The following is a 20,729-nucleotide window of genomic DNA, read 5'->3' as shown; positions in this document are numbered from 1 at the left end:
GATTGTTATGAATTTTTTTGATAGCCAATTATTTAAAGATGTACAAACGCAGCATATTTTTAGTGACTGCAAAACATTTGCAGATGCTACCGCACGTACCAATTGGCAAAGTGCTTGTAAAAGTTACGAGCAAGTAGCACCACTTAGTAACATTGATCTTAAAGAGTTTGTAAACGCTCACTTTTTAACAACCCCGCTATTAAAAATGAGTACTGAGGTAGATACTTCAAGTGTAAAAAGTTACATCAACTCGCTGTGGGATGGTTTACGCCGCGAGGCAGACACGCCTAAAGCCGATTCATTATTAGCACTTAAGCACAGCTATATTGTACCAGGTGGGCGTTTTCAGGAAATATACTATTGGGATAGTTACTTTACAGCGCTTGGCTTAATTGATGCTAATAAAGCCGACATTGTTGAAGATATGCTGCAAAACTTTATTGATTTAATAAACGATTTTGGTTGCATTCCAAATGGTAACCGTCGCTATTATTTATCACGCTCCCAGCCGCCAATTTTAGCGCTTATGGTGCAATTATTATGGCAACATGTGCACAGCAAATCGAATAACTTAGCCTGGCTTAAAAATTGTGTTACGGCGCTTGAAAAAGAGTATGCGTTTTGGATGCAAGGTGCAGATAATTTAAATACTGAGCAAACAGCCATTAAGCGTGTAGTGAAGCTCAATTGTGGTGGCGTTTTAAATCGTTACTGGGACGATGAAGCTGCTCCTAGGGCCGAGTCGCTTAGAGAAGATTTAGAGTTAGCCCATGATTTTGTTGATCATGAAAAGCCTGATTTTTATCGCAATATTCGTGCAGCGTGCGAATCGGGGTGGGATTTTAGCTCTCGCTGGTTAGCCGAGCCGCTTTCGCTAGGTTCAATACAAACAACAGATATAGTGCCAATTGACTTAAATTGCTTAATGTACAACTTAGAAAATCAGCTTAGTGAGTTTTACACTTTATTAGGTAATAACTCGCAAGCTAAGGTATTCAATACCTTAGCCGCTAGTAGAAAGCAGCTTATAAATAAGTACTTATGGAGTGATGAACATCACTTTTTTGTTGATTACAATCACAGTAAAGCGAGTCAGTCTGATGTATTGAGCGCTGCAGCAAGTACAGCCCTGTTTGTAAATGTGGCTTGTGATAAACAAGCTAAGCAGGTTGCTAAACTTATAGAGCAAGACTTTTTAAAAGAAGGCGGTGTAGTGACTACTATTACCGATACGCCACAGCAATGGGATAGCCCAAATGGTTGGGCTCCGTTGCAATGGTTTAGCGTAAAAGGGCTTAATAACTACGGCTTTAGCGGTCTTAGTAAGCGTATAATGCAAAATTGGTTAACTATGATCGAGCAGGATTTTGCTCAAAATAAGTGCTTACTTGAAAAGTATAATGTGTGTGAGCCACAGCTAAAAGCAGGCGGTGGTGAATATGCGGTACAGCAAGGTTTTGGCTGGACTAATGGAGTAACTACCCGTTTTTATACTTTGCTAGGCTAACTGATCAGAGCTGTAACTCATACAGCTTTTTGTTATTCTATTTTTGTAACACCATGTTATATAATAAATTTAACTAAATAGTATGAGTGAAAAAACTGCATCTTCTCATACCAAAATCGCATTGTAACTTTGGTATAATTTCGGTAATGTGGTTTAAACATTTCAAGGATGAGATTTATGTCACAGCAGCAGGCTATTTTTGTAAAGACCACATTCCAGTCATCTTTTCACACAGAAAGTTACACAACTATTTTAAAAACGATCCAGGCGCTTTTTGGCGATATCAAAATGGACGATACTTTGCCTAAAGCAGAGCAACGCGGTCATTATGATTTGTTTTTAATTGATGGTGCTAAAAATAATTGGCACGACCTAATTCCAGCAGATCTAATATGCTTAGCTAAGCAATACAGCATTGTTGTTTTTAATGTAGATAAAGAAAGTGTTTGTGAAAAAAACTTATTACTAAATCATATAAATGGTGTGTTTTATAAATCAGACGAGCCTGAAGATATTTTTAAAGGATTGGTAAGGGTAAGTGCAGGGGAGCTTTGGTTTACTCGTAAGGTCATTTCTCAAGCATTTAACGATATACTGGCTGTTGCAGCTTCATTTAATAACTTAAGCGATAATATAGAGCTTAAGCAAGATGATTACGCACATTTAACGAAGCGAGAAAAGTCGGTTATTCATTTAATAGCGCAAGGCGCGAGTAATAACGCCATTGCTGATAAGCTTAATATTAGCGATCACACTGTAAAAACTCACTTGTACAGCGCGTTTAAAAAAACCAACTCTCGTAATCGAATTGAATTAGCTAATTGGGCCCAGCGTTACATATCGGTTTTACTTCCAATGAATAAGTAAAAGGCGAGCTAGGTAATATTAAGGTACTATATTAAGGTAAAGATGAGCTAAAGCTTATATACACTACAAGTATCAAACACTAAAAAGGCTACAGTTATGTAGCCTTTTTAGTGTATTTAAATGTCTTGTCCTGAAATGTGTTTACGCTGTTTTTTGAGCCCACAAACCTTTGTTAATACCTTTTGTTATTAAATCAGTGAGTGCTTTTTCAATGGCTTGTGTTACACAAATGCTCATAGGTTCGTTATCACTAAAACCAGCCTCAGCTTCGGCTAAACGCTTGTAGCTTACGTATCTAAAAAATCCCGCTCGCATTTCTTGGCTAAGCACTTTTTTACTAGTCGCTACACTTAATAATACTTGCCCAGTACGTACATCAACTGCACGTAAGTAAATAGATATTGCATCTTCACGGTATAGCTCCGATGCGCCAATACCAAAATATTCCATACCTAAGCCGCCAGTTTTTACGTTGGTGTCGTAACTAATAATGCCACCTTCTAAAATTATTTTTGCAGTAGTTAAAGGGGGTAATTCTGCTTGGTTAGGGTTATCGGATTGACCTGCTCTAATAATTTTTCGCTCAGTTAATATATTTTGAAGGCCTTCTCGTTCTACAGGTGTAAACCAATCAGACTCATGCAGGGCTTGTATTAGTATTGAGTTAGCGCCTTGTGTAACCGCTGTTGAAAAAGAGCTGACGTTAGTTTGCGGCTTATATTGACCTGTTTGATCTCTAAATGAATAGACAGAAACAGGAATACTACCAACAGGTTTAGGTAAATTTTTTAAATCGCTAAATATTTCTGTTGGTTCTAAAGACATCGCTTTTTGCTGAGAAGGGGGAATTAAATTTGCCATACTTGTGCAGCCACTAAGGCCTAATAAAGTTATTGTTATTAGTATTTTGTGCATTATCCAAACCTCGGTACTTCGATGATCACAACAGAGTCATCTAACATATTTGTTATTTTTACGGTAATACTGTCTGTTGTACTGGTTATTACTTCTATTTGATAATCGCCACTCATAAAAATTGAGTCTTGGTCAAAAAGACTGTCTTCAATGTCTTCACCAAACGCCATATCAGTAATTTCTCTGACCATACGGTTTAAATATGTGCGCTCTAATGTGTCTTGAAATTGCTCGGCGTAACCTTTTTCAACGCTAGGTGCTTTATGTTTATTTTGTGCTTGAGCTTTGCTCAGCAGCATATTTGCGTTTAATGGGTTGCCACCAAAGCTTGGGTTTATTGGAGTGTAAATTATTTCAGTCGCAGAGGCTGAAAAACTTAATGTTGTTATTATTATAAGTGCTATTTTTTTCATTTTACCATCCATTTACAGCCATATCGGGTGATGATGTTGCCATGTTTGAACGCGCCATTGCGTCTATTACAGTATAAACAGCTTGTTCAACACGCTCATCAAGGGGCGCTAATCTACGGCCTAAGTAAGTTGCATACACTAGTTGGTTGTTCATAATTAAAGAAAGTTTTGTGCCAGCTTTAGGGATTACGGTTTCTCTTATTTCAATATTAAAACCAGCTGTTGAGGGAAGATCTCGCCAGTAGTTTGAAAACTCGTAATAAAACTGATGACCAAAGCGGCTAATACTTCTATCGAGTAATAAGCCATCTATTTCTAGTTCGTCGGCGCCAAAGCTTGCCGAAGAAAAACACAGAAAAATGGGGAGTAGGTAGTTACGAATCTGAATATGTTTTTTCATAAGTAAAAATGGGGAGGGTTAACCTCCCCACCTCAGCAATTACATTTGCGTAATTGTTGCAGTGTTTCCGTCACCAATTTGAGTAACTGACACAGTGCTGTCGTAGCCAATTACAGAGCCTTCAACAAGGTTGTCATTACCTACTTGAGTAACACTGAACGACACATTTTCACCGCCTACTAAAAAGGCAGACTGTTCAATGCCGCTTACCCAGTTGCCTTCACCTTCTTGTGAAATATCAATGCTGTGGTTATTACCTTCAACCATCATGTCAACTAGGTTTAATGTACCATCTTGCGAAATGTCAATTTGGTTATTGTTGCTATCAAGAATCCCAGCAAGCGTTACAACAGTTTCGTTTTGAGAGCCACTTTGCGAAATATCAATATCGTTGTCGTTAGACGTTAAAGACACATCTGGGTAAGATGATTGCACAAGCATTGTATTTTCATCGCCAGATTGCACTAAATCAACATCGTTACCTGTGCCGTTAAAGTTAGCTAAGTGAATAGAGTTTAAATCACCCATTTGGCTTGATGAAAATTCATTGTCTGAACCAATTACACCCATGTAAACTTCGTTCAAATCACCGTTTTGCATTGATGTTAGTTCGTTGTTGTGACCAATTAAATCGGCTGTCATTAAGTTTTCAGCGCCAACTTGAGTTGCTGAAACTTCATTATTCGAACCTTCAAATAAGTTTGATTCAATTGTATTTAATGAACCTTCTTGATCTAAATCTATTTGGTTGTCGTCGCCAATTACAGCTGCAAACGTTACCGCATTAGTTAAGCCATCTTGCTCAATTTCAATTTCATTTGCATCACCAGAAATTGCACTAAATGCTACAGCGTTACGATCACCGTCTTGTTCAACTTCAAGTTCGTTGTCGTTACCTTGTAAGCTACTTACTTTGAAGGTATTCCAGTAGCCGTCTTGAACTAGATCAAGTGTATTTTCATCGCCTGAAAGCATAGTAATCTCTGCTTCATGCCATTCACCAGTTTGCAAAGATGTGATTTCATTTGCATTACCTTGCATATCCATGTTGTAGAACCAGTGACCGCCATTACCTTGCTCTACATCAATCAGGTTATCATCACCTGTTACAATATTAATTGCTTCGTTATTTACAAAAAAGCCTTGGCCAAATTGGCTAACAAACAACATGTTATTATTACCAGTTACTTCAGAGATAAAGCCGTTTGCAACGCCATCTTGAGAGTATACTTGTGTGTTGTTGTCACCTGTTGTAATTACTTGGGCATAATTACCAAACTGGTTTTGTACAACTTCAGTATCATTATTGTTACCAATTGTAGTAACAAGCATGGTGTTGCTGTCGCCATCTTGATAAAGGTATGCATTGTTTTCAGTTAATGTTTGGCTCAACGTTAATGTATTTTCAACACTTTCAGTTGTAATTTTGGTGCTAAGTTGTGAGCTAGAAGCTGATTTATTATCTGTATCAGCGTATGAGGCAAAGCTGGTACCCATTGCAATAGCAACTGCGCAGCTTAAAAGTGATTTATTTAACTTCATTATTATTCTCCTTGAATATTAAAATCAAATACCTAGGTGTTATAAGTTTTAAAAGGTATTTGCTGTTTCAGCATGCCGTGCCGATATAATGTTTGTGATCCGCCTGTTTAATTCTTAATAGTAAAACGTACCGTACAATTAATAATAGCTAGTGAGCGTATTGTCATTATTTTTAACTTACGTTTAGTAGCTGTTAATTAATAAGTACCCAATTACTGTATTCCTCAAACGCGATTACTTAAATCATCTTTTTTTACCAATTTATTACATCTTAAATATCATGGGCTTACGGGTTGTTTCTTGTTTGTTTCTATTTTTGGAATAAAAACCAGTAAAAATATCTGACCCTATATTAGGTATTGCTCAGATGTTAAATTTCATGAAAATGACTGTGTTTGGTGTTTTTTTTGAAACTGAACTGGTCAAAAAAGATGGTTTTTAAACCAATTTATTTTTTTAGCTTGTTTAATTAGTAATTAGGTTGTTTTCTAAGTACATGCCACGTGATCCGCTGTACTCGAAATAGTGAAAAACTTGCTTAGAGAAACTAAGCCAACTTAATTAAACTATGGATAGAACAATGAAAACAAAATTATCTATTATTACTCTTGCTTTACTACCGTGTTTAGCTGCAGCAAAACTCCCTGATGCTGGTGTTAAACAACCTGTTGTAGCAAGTAGTGATGCAGTAATTGTTAAATACAAAAAAAATGCGTCAGCAGAAATGCGTAAACAAGCGCGTTCATTAGTAAAAGCAAAAATTTCAGATGTAAACGCAGATGAGATTGATGATAACTACAAGTCTTTACTTTCTGGACGTTTAGCTAAGTTTAAAATTTCAGGTATGAGCACTAAAGAAGCAATCGCTCGCCTAAAATCACACCAAGCAATTGAATACGTAGAGCCTGATTACCAAGTAAGCGTTGCACGTACGCCAGATGATCCTCGTTTTGATGAGCTTTGGGGCTTAAATAATGATGGCCAAACGGGTGGTACAGCAGACGCTGATATTGATGCAGTAGAAGCATGGGATATTTCGACTGGTAGCCGCGATGTAGTGGTAGGTGTAATCGATACGGGTATTGATTACAGCCACAGTGATTTAGCTAGCAACATGTGGGTAAATAGCAGTGAAATTCCTGGAGATGGCATTGATAATGACGGCAACGGCTTTGTTGATGACGTGCATGGTATAAATGCCATTACCGACAGTGGCGACCCTATGGATGACGAAGGCCATGGTACCCACGTTTCAGGTACTATTGGCGCAAGTGGCGGCAATGGTATTGGTGTCGTAGGTGTTAACCATGAAGTGTCACTTGTTGGTTGTAAGTTTTTAGATGCTGCGGGTAATGGTTCAACATCAGACGCTATTAAGTGTATTGACTATATGGTTGGTCTTAAAAACTCAGGTGTTAACTTACGCGTTTTAAATAATAGCTGGGGCGGTGGCGGTTACAGCCAAGCATTAGCTGATGCTATAGACTCTAGCGAAGCGGCCGATTTACTATTTGTAGCTGCAGCGGGTAACGATACTATTGATAACGATGTTAACCCTCACTACCCATCTAACTACGAAAATGCAAGTGTATTATCAGTTGCAAGTACAGACCAAACTGATGGTATTTCATGGTTCTCACATTATGGTTTAACAAGCGTTGATATGGGCGCGCCGGGTAGTGCTATTTTATCTACTACACCAGGTGAAAGCTATGCGTCTTACTCAGGTACATCAATGGCAACGCCACATGTAGCAGGTGCTGCAGCGTTAGTATTGTCAATTAACCCAGAGCTTAGCACTCAAGAGCTTAAAGATTTACTAATGAGCTCTGGTGATGCAAATGCTGCACTTCAAGGTGTAACTGTTGCAGGCACGCGTCTTAATGTAAATCAAGCGCTTATTGATGCAGATCCTACGCCAGGATTTAAAATATCAGCCGATCCACTTACGCAGCAAGTTGAAGCTGGGCAAGCTACAAACTACACGTTTACAATTGGCTCAATTGCTGAGTGGGATGAAGAAGTAACGCTTGAATTATCAACAACATTAGGCGGTGCTTATTTGTCGGCTAATACAGCACGCCCTGGTGATGAAGTAAGACTTAACGTTGAAACCGACACTGACACTCAGTGGGGCGAATACGATCTTACTGTAACAGCTACCGCGGGTGATATTGTTAAGCAGCAATCAGTTAAATTAATGATTCAACCTGTTGGCTTAAATGACTTTACGTACAGCAGTAGCACAAGCGTTGACATTCCTGATAACTCGCCAGTAGGCGCAATGTCAGTAATTAATGTACCTGATGACTTAACTGTATTTGGTACTACTGCAGATGTAGATATTTCGCATACTTACTCTGGCGACTTAGTGGTTAAGTTAGTATCTGCTCAGGGCACGCAAGTAACGCTACAAAGCAATGTGGGTGGTTCTAACGACGACATAGTTAAAAGCTTTACGTCTGAATCGTTTAATGGCGAAGTTGCTACAGGCGATTGGACACTACAAGTAGAAGACACTGCCGCAGCCGATACGGGCACAATTAATGGTTGGTCATTAACGCTAAGCGCTATTGGCGAAGTTAGTCCACAACCACCACGTGCTAGCTTTGAGGCTGAAACACAAGGTTTAACTGTTAACTTTATTGATTCAAGCACAGATTCAAATAACGATATTACGCAGTGGAGCTGGAACTTTGGCGATGGAGCAACATCATCTGATCAAAATCCTATGCATGTGTATGCGGCATCAGGTAATTACGATGTAGAACTAACGGTAACAGACAGTGAAGGCAACACAAGTACATCAACTCAAACGGTTGTTGTAAGTGATGTAGAGCTAGAACTGACTTTAAAACGTGCTAATAAGTCTCGATTAGATACTATGCGAGTAGATCTAAGCTGGGATCGTGTAGGCGCTGAGTCATTAAGCGTATACCGTAACGGTGAGCTAGTAGATACGACGTCAGATAACGGCAGATACCGTGATTATGTACGTGGTGCTACATTACCTTCGTACGATTACCAATTATGTGTAACAGAAAATGTGTGTTCGAATATCATTACTGTGTCATTTAATTAACTACTCCTAAAGTGACCTTAAGCCCAGCATTGCTGGGCTTTTTTTGTTTAAGCTCTTAGAGTTTAGTTTTAACGGCACACCACTAGGCTTTTTTATACGGATGGGTTTTAAGCCAGTGCTCGGCGATTTGTTCGCGCGTGGCAAACCATACCTGCTCATGCGAGCTGGCATATTCTAAAAACCGCGCTAGGGCTTTAATGCGCCCAGGACGGCCAATTAAGCGACAATGTAAACCTATCGACATCATTTTTGGTGTGTTTTCACCTTCTGGGTCGCCTTCGTCATAAAGCGTATCAAAGGCATCTTTTAAATAATTATAAAACTGATCGCCCGCGTTAAAGCCTTGCACAGCAGCAAAGCGCATGTCGTTTACATCAAGGGTGTAAGGTACTATTAACTGTGGTTTACCTTCTTTAATACTGTAAAAGGGTAAGTCGTCGCTGTAATCGTCAGCGTCATATAAAAACGAGCCATTTTCTACCACAAGGCCTGCAGTATTGGGGCTTGTACGCCCGGTATACCAGCCTTTGGGCTTTTTACCACTAAGCGCTTGAATTATTTCAATGGCTTTTTGCATGTGCTCGCGCTCGGTTTGCTTATCTATATGTTGATAATTAATCCAGCGTAGGCCATGGCTTGCAATTTCGTGCCCTGCATCAACAAAAGCTTTAGCTACATCGGGGTGGCGCTCAAGAGCCATCGCCACTGCAAAAATGGTGACCGGTATATCGTATTTTTTAAAGAGTTTAAGTAAACGCCACACACCCGCTCGCGAGCCATATTCGTAAATGGACTCCATGCTTATATGGCGGTCTTCTACATGTGGGGCACTGACTATTTCAGACAAAAACGTTTCAGCCGCTGCATCACCATGCAGTACACAGTTTTCGCCGCCTTCTTCGTAATTTAATACCACTTGCACAGCAATACGGGCTTTATTGGGCCAATTTGCATGGGGCACCTGGGAGCCATAACCAATTAAATCGCGCGGATAGTGTTTAAATTGCTCGCTCATGTTATTGCTCCTTTTTAAGCGCTGTGAGCCAAGAGCCTAGCGTTTCGCGCTCTGCATCAGTCATTTTGGTCATATTTGCCAACGGCATGTCTTTGGTTATAACCGCGCGGGTATGAATAAGCGTGCTGGCTTTTTTTACATCATTAATAGAGTCGAGCTTAAAGCCAAGCGGCGCTGCTTGAAAAAGCTCAGAGGTAGGTGTTTCACTGTGGCACTGTGTACAGTGCTTGCTGATTATTTCCCACGCTTGAGTGTCGGTAATGCTTGCTTGTAAAGGCGCGCTTTCGCCTGTAATTGTTGGGCTGCTAGGCCATGGAGCTATAGCCAGCATTAGGGCAAAAAAGGCGGCAATACCACTTATAAGTACCGAAGGTTTATTAACGCCTTGGTGCTTTAAGTTAAAGTAATGGCGTATCCACATGCCAATACCAAATAACGCAATTAATATAAGCCAGCCAAAGCTGTGGCTGTAGGTGTAAGGAAAGTGGTTGCTCAGCATAATAAATACCACAGGTAACGTGGCGTAGTTATTATGAATAGAGCACAGCTTTGCTTTTAAACCCGGTGCGGAATCGGGAATACGGCCAGCTTCTACTTCGCTTACCATGTAGCGCTGCCCTGGCATAATTATGTGGTACACATTGCCAACCATACACGTACCAATAAGCGCACCTACATGAATATACACAGCGCGGTCACTAAATAGCTGGTCAACCCCGTAAGTCCAAAGGGCCAATATGCCAATAATCACAGCAATAAACGCTTTACCGTTTTCAACGAGCGGGGTTTTGCACAATAATCGATAAACACCATACCCTAAGCCAATAAAACCAAGCGACGCGCCAATAGCGGCAAATTTACTTAGCTCACTTTTACTGTTATCGATTAGGTAAACATCGGCGCCAACATAATAAAGTAGGCTAAATAATAAAATACCGGTGATCCAGGTTGTGTAGGCTTCCCATTTAAACCAGTGCAGGGTATGCGGCATTTCTTCAGGGCCATTTTGATACTTAGCGACTTCGTAAAAGCCACCGCCGTGCACGGCCCATAAATCGCCTTTTATGCCTTTGTCTTGTTTCCATTGTGGCGGGGTTTGTAAGTTATTATCAAGCCACGCAAAATAAAACGACGCCCCAATCCACGCAATGCCTGCAATTACATGAAAATAACGCAGGACTAAATGAGCAAGCTCAAATAAATAGTTTTCCATTGGGTTAAGCCTCTTCTAATTGCGGTATGTGGGTTGTTGAAAACTGCTCTTTTGCATCGCGCTTATACACGCTTTTACCCATGATGTAGGTTTGTTCTATGCAGCGGTCATCGCCTAGCATCATCATGGCAAAAAGCTGCTCGTGCAGGGTTTTTGCATGGCCAATTCTGAATTTTAAAAATGAGGTGGCCGCGTAATCCATGACAATAAAATCGGCTTCACAGCCTATTGCAAAGTTACCTATTGTGCCTTCTAAATCAAGCGCTCGTGCACCGCCTAAAGTAGCTAGGTACATGCCTTTAAACGCTGAAAAGCGCTGGCCTTGTAATTGCTGAATTTTGTACGCTTCGTTACCTGTTTGTAGCATAGAAAAACTTGTGCCTGCGCCTACATCGGTACCCATACCCACGTTTATTCCGTGCTCTTCACAAGCTTTTAAATTTAATAAGCCCGAGCCTAAAAATAAGTTAGAGGTAGGGCAGTGCGATATAGCTGCGCCCTGATCTGCAAGACAGCAAAGCTCACGTTCAGATAAATGAATACTATGGGCAAATACCGAGCGTTTACGCACCATTTTAGCTTGCTCATAAACGCCAAGGTAATCTTCGGCTTCAGGAAATAACCCTTTTACCCATTCGCACTCGTCTTTGTTTTCAGATAAGTGTGTATGCAGGTAGGTGTCGGGGTATTCTTCTAATAATTGAGTACATTTTTGTAGTTGTTCAGGGGTTGATGTAGGCGCAAAACGTGGCGTGACCGCATAGCTTAATCTATCAACATTGTGCCATTTTTCTATAAGTGCTTTTGATTGATCGTAACTAGTTTGCGCGCAATCTGATAAATCGTCAGGGCAGTTTCGGTCCATCATCACCTTACCGGCAATCATGCGTAAATTACGTTTTTGTGATTCGTTAAAAAATGCATCCACCGATTGCGGGTGCACAGTGCCAAATACTAACGCGGTGGTGGTGCCGTTTCTAAGTAGCTCGTCTAAAAAGCGGTTAGATATGTCTTTTGAATAATGCTCACAGGTAAACTTTTTTTCGGTTGGGAAGGCATATTCGGTGAGCCAGCTTAAAAGCTGCTCGCCATACGCGCCGACCATTTCGGTTTGCGGCAAATGTATGTGCGTGTCTATCATGCCGGGCATAACCAATTTGCCATCGTGGCGAATAATAGTGGCTGACTTATCAATGCTTGGAAGTATCTCTTGCTCGTAACCAAGGTTAACCACTTTGCCATTTTGAATAACTAACGCGCCTTTTTCAAAATAGCGATGGGCGTTGTCGCCGGCTATGGCTGGGTCGTCAACAAAATCGAGTATGTTGGCACAAATTACGGTTATTTTATTATTGTTGTGGGTGCTCATAATTAGCTGCCTCTGTACGTTGAGTAGCCAAATGGGCTAAGCAATAATGGGATGTGATGATGCTTTTTATCTTGCAATCTAAAGGTTATTTGCGCCTCTGGGTAAAACGCTGGAGTAGGTTGGTTTTCATAATAACTATCTAAATCAAATACCAACTTATAGGTGGCAAATTCTACGTCTGTGTTGAGCCAGTCGGTAATTCGCCCGTCGCTATTTGTTTTACCTTGAGCAATTAATTGCCACTCGTTATTAGTGAGTAAAAACAATTGTACAGCTACATTGGCTGCAGGTTTACCTGTGCTGGTATCGAGAATATGGGTAGTGATAGGGCTTTTATTCATAGCAATGACTCCAATCTTATTTTTGTTATTTTGGCTTGTTCGCCCGCGGCTATATTAAGCTCTGTGCTGCGGGTGTTGTGTATACGCTGCTCAATAAGTTCAAGCATTTGCTCAGCACTTTTGCCGCTGGCACACACAATAAATATAAAGCCAAATTTACTGAGGTATTCTTTATTTAGCGCAATCATTTTTTTAAGGGTTTGTTCGTTTGCTTTACTCATGCCTGATTGTTCGTGCCCCGCTTTTTGCGCTGTAGCGGCGTACTTTTTACTTAATGTTGATAAATCGCCAATTTGCGGGTGGCCTTCAAAAGCGGCTAAATAATCGCTCTCACCTAGGCTATCCCATACGCTTTGAGCGCTCTGAAATAGGTGCTCTTTATTTTCAAATGGCATGGTATTTAGCATACCGCTTACCCAATTAGGGGCGGCGCAGCAATGCTCTAAGGCTTGATACGCTTGCGCTTCATCTAGGTTATTAATTTTTAAGCTACTCATGCGTTTTCTTCCTCTTGCGTGGTGCTAATTAGGGCATTTTTAAGTGCACGCCATTGCACACCTTGGCGTTTAGGCGCATGGGTTTGCATAGCCTGATAAAGGCCAATTAACTGCCCGCTAATTGATATTGCCACTTCCATAGGGAGCTTGCCCGTTACATTTTCTAGCCCAACAGGGCAGACCATTTGCTTTATTTGCTCGGTGGTAAAATCGCGATGAGCTAAGCGCTGCTTAAAGCGTTTTGCTTTGGTATCTGAGCCAATTACGCCAAGCCAATTGGCATCAGCGCGTTTAATAATGGCTTGTGTGAGTGCAAAATCGAGCTGGTGGTTATGGGTTAATATTAAGTAATTGTTAGCTTTAGGGGCGCGTTTTACTTGCTCTATTGGCTCTTCATCAACCACTTTTACTACGTTATTAGGAATAACTTGTGGGAATACATCGGCGCGGCTATCTATCCAACGTATACGCATAGGCAGCTGTGCCAATATACCAATAAGCGCCTGTGCTACATGGCCTGCGCCGTATATGTCGAGGGTAAAGCGCTCGCATTGCATGCACTCAAGCATCACTGTGGCAGCTCCGCCGCAGCACTGGCCTAAATTTGCGCCTAGGTTAAATTGCTCTATCACTTGGGCTGCCTCGCCTTTAGCAAGTAGCTCGCGGGCTTTTTCTATTACTACGTATTCAAGGTGACCACCGCCAAGGGTATCGTAAATATGCTCGCCACTTATTACCATTTTAGAGCCTGTGCCTCGTGGGGTTGAGCCATTAGTTCCCAGCACCGTGGCAATAACATAGTTAGTGCCGCTTTGTTCGTGCTCGTTTATAGCTTGCGCCCAATTTTGAGTATGAAAACCCTGAAACGACTCATTTAAATTAGCCATGTTGATGCTCCTTAAACCAGCTAGCGGTTTGCTCAATTGCATTTAATACACGCTCAGGTGTGGCAGGTGTATCAAGTGGGGCGGTGTATTTGTAATCGGCCACACTGCTTATGGCGTTACGAATAGCGCTCCACACACTAAAGGCCAGCATAAACGGCGGCTCGCCAACCGCTTTTGATCTAAATACGGTGGTTTCTGGGTTGGCCGAGTTATATAAATTTACATTAAATTCGGCTGGGGTATCGCCAATTGCAGGAATTTTATAGTTAGCTGGGCCAAAGCTTGCAAGCTGGCCTTTATCGTTCCATTGTAGGTCTTCGGTGGTAAGCCAGCCCATACCTTGCACAAAAGCCCCTTCAACTTGCCCTATATCAAGTGCTGGGTTTATTGAACTGCCCACATCGTGCAGTATATCAACACGGGTTACGGTATTTTCACCTGTCAGCGTATCTACTTCTACTTCACTGAGTGCTACGCCGTGCGCGTAGTAAAAAAACGGTCGGCCTTCGCCTTTCGCTCTATCGTAATGAATTTTAGGTGTGGCGTAATAACCGGTTGATGAAAGCGATATTCGATTCATGTAAGCAAGGTTTGCAAGTTCGCTAAAGCTAATTTCGCCTTTACTAAAGGTAATGAGGTTATCTTTAAATACAATACTTTGGCTGTCTACTTCAAAGTGCTCACTTATAAAGTTTATTAAACGCTCTTTTATAGTATTTACCGCGTTTAGCGCCGCCATGCCGTTTAAGTCAGTCCCGCTTGATGCAGCAGTTGGCGAGGTGTTTGGTACTTTGTCGGTACGAGTAGCGCTTATGCTTATGGCGTCAAAATCAACGCCAAAGCCATGGGCTACTATTTGCGCTATTTTTGTATTAAGCCCTTGGCCCATTTCGGTGCCGCCATGGTTTAAATGTATCGAGCCATCGCTATATACATGCACTAATGCACCCGCCTGGTTTAAGTGCTGTACAGTAAACGATATACCGTATTTTACCGGCGTCATCGCAAGGCCTTTTTTGATAATGGGCGATGATGCATTAAAGGCTTTAATTGCCTTTTTTCGCGCCCAGTAATCACCCGACTCCTCAAGCTGGCTTATCATATCTTTTAAAATATGCTGCTCTACTGTTTGATGATACGGCGTGGTGTCGCGGCCTTTTTTGTATAAATTAAGCTTTCGGATCTCAAGTGGATCTTTACCTAATTTAGCGGCTATGTCGTCCATTATTAGCTCGCCCATAATCATGCCTTGCGGTCCACCAAATCCTCTAAACGCAGTGTGACTTACGGTGTTTACTTTACAGCGATTCCCCATAATAGTGGCAGCTGGGTAGTAATAAGCATTATCTGCATGAAACATTGCGCGGTCTACAATGGCATCAGATAAATCAGGCGAATAACCACAAAACCCATTTACGGTTACATCAGCGCCTTCAATCAGGCCATTTTCGTCAAACCCTACATGGTATTGGTTATAAAATGGGTGGCGTTTACCGGTAAGTTTAAAGTCGTCGCTGCGGGCTAGGCGCATTTTAACGGCGCAGCCAAGGTAGTAAACTGCAAGTGCTGCAAGGCAAGCCCACGGCGCGCCTTGGGTTTCTTTACCACCAAAGGCTCCGCCCATGCGGCGGGTTTCTACGTTTACAAAGCTAAATGGCTTTTTTAAAATTTTAGCAACTAAGTGCTGCACCTCTGTTGGGTGCTGTGTAGAACATTGCACATGGATCCCGCCATCGTTGTCGGGCTGAGCAAGTGCTATTTGCCCCTCAAGGTAAAAGTGTTCTTGCCCGCCTATGTGTATTTCACCTTTAAGTTGGTGGGCTGCATTATTTATTGCTTGCTCGCTATTACCGCGGTTAAGTGAATGCGGCGGCCTTACCCAATGCTCTTTTTTTATGGCTTCTTTAATATCAAGTATGGGGGTGGTTTGCTCGCACTCTATAACCACCAAGCGTGCTGCGCGGCGCGCAATGGCGTAGCTGTCGGCAACCACTACCAGCACTGGTTGCCCGTGGTATTGAATTTCATGACTGGTCAGCAGTACATCACCTGGAAATACTGGGCCAATATCAAGCTTACCGGGTACATCATCGGCCGATAAAATACGCTTAACACCTGCAACTTCAAGCGCTTTACTTGTATCAATTGATTTAATAAAGCCGCTGGTAATGGGCGCAAGTACTGGGTAGGCGTGTAAGCAGCCATGAGGCTCTGGGTTATCGTCGGCGTAGTTTGCATTGCCACATACTTGTTTTATTGCGCTTTCGTGATACTTAGATTGGCCAACGCTTCCGCCTTGGGCTTTTAGTTTATCCATTTCAAAGTGACGCATGTGAGATCCTCGTAATGGCAATGTTGTTATTATTTTTACTGCTTGGCTGTGCACCACAAAACTCAATACCAATACGCTGTAGCAAGTTTTTGCTTACCGTAGTGCGGTAATGTGCGCTGCTGCGTACATCGCTCATGGGGGCAAAGTCATCATTTATAGCACTAGCGGCATCTATAAACGTGCTTACTTGTAAGGTCTGAGCATTAAGCTTTTGCTCTATGTGCGCTGCGCGTTTTGGTATTGCAGCCATACCGCCCATGGCGCAGCGGGCATTGCTAATTAAACCTTGTGCTTGCTCTATAGCCAGCACTAAACACACAGTAGATATATCATCTTCAAAGCGTTTTGAAATTTTATGACACGCAAGCTTTAACGAGTCTGGACGTTTTGGCACTGTAATTTTGCTAATTACTTCATCGCTTTTAATGACTGTTTTTTTGTAATCAACAAAGTAGTCGGCCACGTTTATAGTGCGTGTGCCTGCTGTGCTTAATAAATCGATAGTGGCATTAAGTGCAATTAATAATGGGGCTGGATCGCCAATAGGAGAGGCATTTCCTATGCTGCCACCTAAGGTGCCACTGTTACGTACTTGGTTAGAGCCAAGGCGTTCAAACAGCTCTTTAGACTCAGGGTAGTAAGTGTAAAACGCTTCAACAAATTGGCTGTAAGGTAGTGCTGCACCAATATGTAGCTCGCCGTTGTTATCGCTTAAAGTGCACAGCTCACTGGTTTGGCTAAGCGATATAATAATATCGGGCAACAGCATGTTTTGGCTAAGCTCAATGGCAAAGTCGGTGCCACCAGCAACCAAGTGTGCATGCGGGTAAAGCGCTTTTAGCTCAACAAGCTGCTTAGCATTTTGTGGCAAGTAGAATTTGCGAGGGCCATTTTTTAAAAATGGAACATCGTCATCATGTTGCGTATTAAGTGAGGCTTTAAACTGAGCTGCCATGGCTGAGTAAGGCTCATTTTTGCGCTCATAGCTGTAGGCTTTTTCTACCGCTAGTAAAATAGGGCTGTAGCCAGTACAACGGCACAAGTTGCCACCTAAAGCATGAATAGCGGCTTTTTTACCCGGGTAACTCGGGTTATTAATATAAAGCGCCAACATGCTCATTATTATGCCAGGGGTACAAAAACCACATTGCGAACCATGGCACTCAACCAATGCGCGTTGTACTGGGTGTAAGTCATCAAGGGTTGGGTAAAGCCCCGTTGTTACAGCCTCTACGGTTACTATATGTTTTGCGTGTGCATTGCCTAATAAAAGCAGGCAGCTGTTCATGGTTTGGTAGTGCCAAACTGGGTTACCGTTTGAGCTTAGTTTTTCTTCGCCAACTAAAATTGTGCACGCGCCGCAATCGCCTGTAGCGCACCCTTCTTTGGTGCCCATTTTCCCTTTTTTGGTGCGAAGCCAGTCCAAAATGGTGAGATTCGGCGCGCATTCTTCTACTTCTATTGGCGTGTCATTTAATAAAAACGTAATCACACAGACCCCCTTAACTTTTATAAAGCCCTGATATGTAAAGGCTTGGCGTATATTTTTTCTTGTTGTTTTGGTACTGCTAAGAAAAAAACTTTTTCATCTTGGTAAGTTAATTGCAGATACCATGCCATTGTTGACCGCTTGGTCAGCTAAGTTTCTAGGCTAGCTTATTTAACCAACAAGCACAAAGAAAGGTTTAAATAATGGACAATAAATACCGCCTTACTATGCAGGGAATGACAAAGCACTACCCCGGATGTATAGCCAACGACGGCGTAACAATAAAAATAAAACATGGTGAGGTGCATGCCCTGCTTGGTGAAAACGGCGCGGGTAAAAGCACGTTAATGAAAATGCTTTACGGTGTAGTTAAACCTGACCAAGGGGACATGTTTTTTAATGGCCGAGTAATGAACATAAAAGAACCCGCAGATGCCCGCGAATTAGGCATAGGTATGGTGTTTCAACATTTCTCGTTATTTGAAACTCTAACCGTGGCGCAAAATATAGCGTTAGCACTGGGTGATTTAGCAGGGCACAGTAGTTCGCTTGCTAGCAGAATTAGTAAAACATCGGCTAGGTACGGTATGCCGCTTGACCCACGCAGGTTGGTGTCTACGCTTTCAACAGGCGAGCGCCAACGGGTAGAAATAGTCAGGTGTTTATTATTAGATATTCAGCTACTTATTTTGGATGAGCCTACCTCTGTACTCACTCCTCAAGAAGTAGATGCACTGTTTAAAACGCTCCATTCTTTAAAAAAAGAAGGCTGTTCGGTACTGTTTATTAGTCATAAATTGCATGAAGTTATTGAGCTGTGCGACAGCGCGACTATTTTACGCGGTGGCAAAGTAAGTGGGCATTGCATTCCTAAAAACGAAACCAGCGAATCAATAGCCCGCTTAATGGTTGGCGATAGCACACCAATAAGTAACCAAACACGCAGAGCGAGAGGCGCAGGTGATTTTTTAACGGTCAATAATTTATCAACCAATGCGCAGGCACTATTCGACACGCCACTAAAAAATATTAACTTTGCCGTACAGCAAGGCGAAATAGTGGGTATTGCAGGCGTAGCTGGTAATGGGCAAGAAGAGCTATTAAAAGCGCTCTCGGGTGAGGAAATACAAGAAAACAGTAGCGCTATCAAATTTAAAAATACCGTAGTTGATGCGTTATGCCCATTAAAAAGGCGCAGGCTCGGGCTTGCCTGTGTACCAGAGGACAGGCTAGGGCGCGGCGCAGTACCCGATATGGACTTAGCTCAAAACGCACTACTTACTAGTTTTGATAGTGGTTTAGTTAAAAACGGCTTTTTAGTAAAACAAAAAATTAGCCAACTCGCCGACAAAATTATAAAAAAATACAAAGTAAAAACCCCAAGTAACCGCACGCATGCACTAAGCCTTTCTGGTGGTAACTTACAAAAATTTATTATTGGCCGAGAGGTCGAGCAAAACCCACAATTGTTAGTAATGTCGCACCCAACATGGGGTGTAGATATTGGCGCGCAAGTGGCAATTCACGAAGCTATTTTAACGCTTCGCGACGAAGGCTGTGCGGTGCTGGTTATTTCAGAAGACTTAGACGAGCTCTATAAAATTTGCGACCGAATTGGCGCAATTTGCGATGGCAAACTCTCTCCTATTTTAGATACCGACTGTGTACCGCTTGTGCAATTAGGGCAATGGATGGCGGGCGATTTTAATCACGACCTTAAAAACAACACAACACAAATAACACCGCAAGGGGCGCTAGCATGATAAAGCTTGAGCCACGGGTAGAGCGCTCAAAAAGTTGGAGCTATCTCTCTCCTGTTTTAGCCATTTTACTTACATTAATAACAGGTTATGTGGTGTTTTCCTTACTAGGGCACGATCCGTTTAATGCCTTATATACGTTACTTGTAGCACCTATTGCTGATTGGTACGGCGTTACAGAGTTATTAGTAATGACCACACCTATTTTACTGTGTGCTTATGGATTAGCACTGTGCTACAGAGCCTCGGTGTGGAATATAGGCGCTGAAGGGCAGCTACTTATTGGCGGCGTATGCGCTAGTGCCGTAGCTGTTAACTTTGTTGATTCTACAAGTGCATTTGCATTACCGCTTACATTACTTGCGGGTATTGCCGGTGGCATGTTGTGGGCAGGCCTTGCTGCATTTATGAAATTACGTTTAAACACCAACGAAATTTTAGTCACCATTATGCTCAATTACATAGCAGTAAATGTATTGCTGTGGGCTGTTCATGGGCCATTGAAAGACCCTCACGGTTATAACTTTCCTGAAAGCGCGCTCTTTGGCGATAGCACTTTACTGCCGGTGATTTTTGACGGCACTCGACTTCACTTAGGGCTGGCTTTTGCGCTATTAGCGCTGTGTGCAACATGGGTGTTTATTAGTAAAACTTTTGTGGGTTTTCAAATTCAAGTACTCGGGCTTGATGCATCTGCTGCCAAAATGGCGGGCTATAAACGCGCGTTTTTAATTGCCGGTGTATTAGTGATTAGTGGCGGATTAGCAGGGCTTGCGGGAGCTGGCGAAGTGGCTGGGCCTATTGGGCAATTAGTGCCGCAAATATCACCCGGATATGGTTACGCAGCGATTATTGTAGCCTTTTTGGGGCGCTTGCATCCTCTGGGTATTACCTTAGCAGGGCTGCTAATGGGGCTTATTTATATGGGCGGGGAAATGGCGCAAATAAACATAGGTTTGCCCAATGCGATTACCGGTATTTTTCAGGGGTTAATGCTGTTTTATTTACTCTCGTGCGATGTGCTTATTGGTTATCGCATTAAATTATCGCTGCCATTTAAACAACAAACGCAGTTAACCCCTATTGCACAGGAGTCATAA

17 protein-coding genes are annotated in these 20,729 nt (G+C 42.1%); 5 read left to right on the top strand and 12 right to left on the bottom strand.

All coding sequences use genetic code 11. From position 1 onward, the window contains the following. Positions 1–7 precede the first annotated feature (7 nt). A complete protein-coding gene (locus ATS74_RS04810) occupies positions 8–1,507 on the top strand; it encodes a trehalase family glycosidase (RefSeq protein ID WP_058547819.1) in 1,500 nt (499 codons plus the stop codon). 177 nt (positions 1,508–1,684) lie between these two features. After that, positions 1,685–2,374, top strand: a complete 690-nt coding sequence (locus ATS74_RS04805; protein WP_058547818.1) for a LuxR C-terminal-related transcriptional regulator — start codon at positions 1,685–1,687, stop codon at positions 2,372–2,374. 141 nt (positions 2,375–2,515) lie between these two features. Here the strand turns inward: ATS74_RS04805 and ATS74_RS04800 are convergent, their stop codons facing one another. From ATS74_RS04800 to ATS74_RS04785, 4 genes are read right to left on the bottom strand one after another with little or no spacing between them, the layout of a single operon-like run. Then, complete coding sequence (locus tag ATS74_RS04800) at positions 2,516–3,289, bottom strand: CsgG/HfaB family protein (RefSeq protein WP_058547817.1); 774 nt, start codon at positions 3,287–3,289, stop codon at positions 2,516–2,518. Then, positions 3,289–3,714, bottom strand: coding sequence for a curli assembly protein CsgF (locus ATS74_RS04795; RefSeq protein WP_058547816.1), 426 nt, complete (start codon positions 3,712–3,714; stop codon positions 3,289–3,291). The genes ATS74_RS04800 and ATS74_RS04795 overlap by 1 nt, the downstream gene beginning before the upstream one ends. Beyond that, entirely contained in the window at positions 3,704–4,102 is a 399-nt protein-coding gene (locus ATS74_RS04790) for a curli production assembly/transport protein CsgE (RefSeq protein ID WP_058547815.1), read from the bottom strand. The genes ATS74_RS04795 and ATS74_RS04790 overlap by 11 nt, the downstream gene beginning before the upstream one ends. Before the next feature lie 39 nt (positions 4,103–4,141). Continuing rightward, positions 4,142–5,644, bottom strand: coding sequence for a curlin (locus tag ATS74_RS04785; protein ID WP_058547814.1), 1,503 nt, complete (start codon positions 5,642–5,644; stop codon positions 4,142–4,144). A gap of 580 nt (positions 5,645–6,224) precedes the next feature. Here ATS74_RS04785 and ATS74_RS04780 point away from each other — a divergent pair. Beyond that, positions 6,225–8,726 (top strand): S8 family serine peptidase, encoded by a 2,502-nt coding sequence (locus ATS74_RS04780; RefSeq protein WP_058547813.1) that lies wholly within the window; start codon positions 6,225–6,227, stop codon positions 8,724–8,726. An 82-nt stretch (positions 8,727–8,808) separates the two neighbouring features. Here the strand turns inward: ATS74_RS04780 and puuE are convergent, their stop codons facing one another. Genes puuE through xdhA form a run of 8 tightly spaced genes read right to left on the bottom strand, consistent with a single transcriptional unit; the run spans position 8,809 to position 17,872 of the window. Then, the gene (puuE, locus tag ATS74_RS04775; protein WP_058547812.1) at positions 8,809–9,741 is read right to left on the bottom strand and encodes an allantoinase PuuE; all 933 of its coding nucleotides are present in this window, start codon (positions 9,739–9,741) and stop codon (positions 8,809–8,811) included. Position 9,742: 1 nt separating this feature from the next. After that, positions 9,743–10,954: a urate hydroxylase PuuD gene (locus ATS74_RS04770; protein ID WP_058547811.1), complete on the bottom strand. Its 1,212-nt coding sequence runs from the start codon at positions 10,952–10,954 to the stop codon at positions 9,743–9,745. A 4-nt stretch (positions 10,955–10,958) separates the two neighbouring features. Further along, positions 10,959–12,323: a guanine deaminase gene (gene guaD, locus ATS74_RS04765; RefSeq protein ID WP_058547810.1), complete on the bottom strand. Its 1,365-nt coding sequence runs from the start codon at positions 12,321–12,323 to the stop codon at positions 10,959–10,961. Positions 12,324–12,325: 2 nt separating this feature from the next. Continuing rightward, positions 12,326–12,664 carry a hydroxyisourate hydrolase gene (gene uraH / locus ATS74_RS04760; protein ID WP_058547809.1) on the bottom strand — a complete coding sequence of 113 codons (339 nt, stop codon included), beginning with the start codon at positions 12,662–12,664 and terminating at the stop codon, positions 12,326–12,328. Beyond that, complete coding sequence (uraD, locus tag ATS74_RS04755; protein WP_058547808.1) at positions 12,661–13,161, bottom strand: 2-oxo-4-hydroxy-4-carboxy-5-ureidoimidazoline decarboxylase; 501 nt, start codon at positions 13,159–13,161, stop codon at positions 12,661–12,663. The genes uraH and uraD overlap by 4 nt, the downstream gene beginning before the upstream one ends. Then, positions 13,158–14,048: a xanthine dehydrogenase accessory protein XdhC gene (xdhC, locus tag ATS74_RS04750; protein WP_058547807.1), complete on the bottom strand. Its 891-nt coding sequence runs from the start codon at positions 14,046–14,048 to the stop codon at positions 13,158–13,160. The genes uraD and xdhC overlap by 4 nt, the downstream gene beginning before the upstream one ends. Then, positions 14,041–16,380, bottom strand: coding sequence for a xanthine dehydrogenase molybdopterin binding subunit (xdhB, locus tag ATS74_RS04745; protein ID WP_058547806.1), 2,340 nt, complete (start codon positions 16,378–16,380; stop codon positions 14,041–14,043). Before xdhB ends, xdhC begins: the two co-directional genes overlap by 8 nt. Next, entirely contained in the window at positions 16,367–17,872 is a 1,506-nt protein-coding gene (gene xdhA / locus ATS74_RS04740) for a xanthine dehydrogenase small subunit (RefSeq protein WP_058547805.1), read from the bottom strand. Before xdhA ends, xdhB begins: the two co-directional genes overlap by 14 nt. Positions 17,873–18,072: 200 nt before the next feature. Between xdhA and ATS74_RS04735 the strand changes: the two genes are divergently transcribed. Both ATS74_RS04735 and ATS74_RS04730 read left to right on the top strand, forming a co-directional pair. Beyond that, the gene (locus tag ATS74_RS04735) at positions 18,073–19,632 is read left to right on the top strand and encodes an ABC transporter ATP-binding protein (RefSeq protein WP_058547804.1); all 1,560 of its coding nucleotides are present in this window, start codon (positions 18,073–18,075) and stop codon (positions 19,630–19,632) included. Then, the gene (locus ATS74_RS04730; protein ID WP_058547803.1) at positions 19,629–20,729 is read left to right on the top strand and encodes an ABC transporter permease; all 1,101 of its coding nucleotides are present in this window, start codon (positions 19,629–19,631) and stop codon (positions 20,727–20,729) included. Before ATS74_RS04735 ends, ATS74_RS04730 begins: the two co-directional genes overlap by 4 nt.

Source organism: Pseudoalteromonas sp. H103 (genome assembly GCF_001469205.1).
In the GTDB taxonomy this organism is placed as follows: domain Bacteria; phylum Pseudomonadota; class Gammaproteobacteria; order Enterobacterales; family Alteromonadaceae; genus Pseudoalteromonas; species Pseudoalteromonas carrageenovora.
This window is presented reverse-complemented; position numbering and strand designations above follow the sequence as displayed.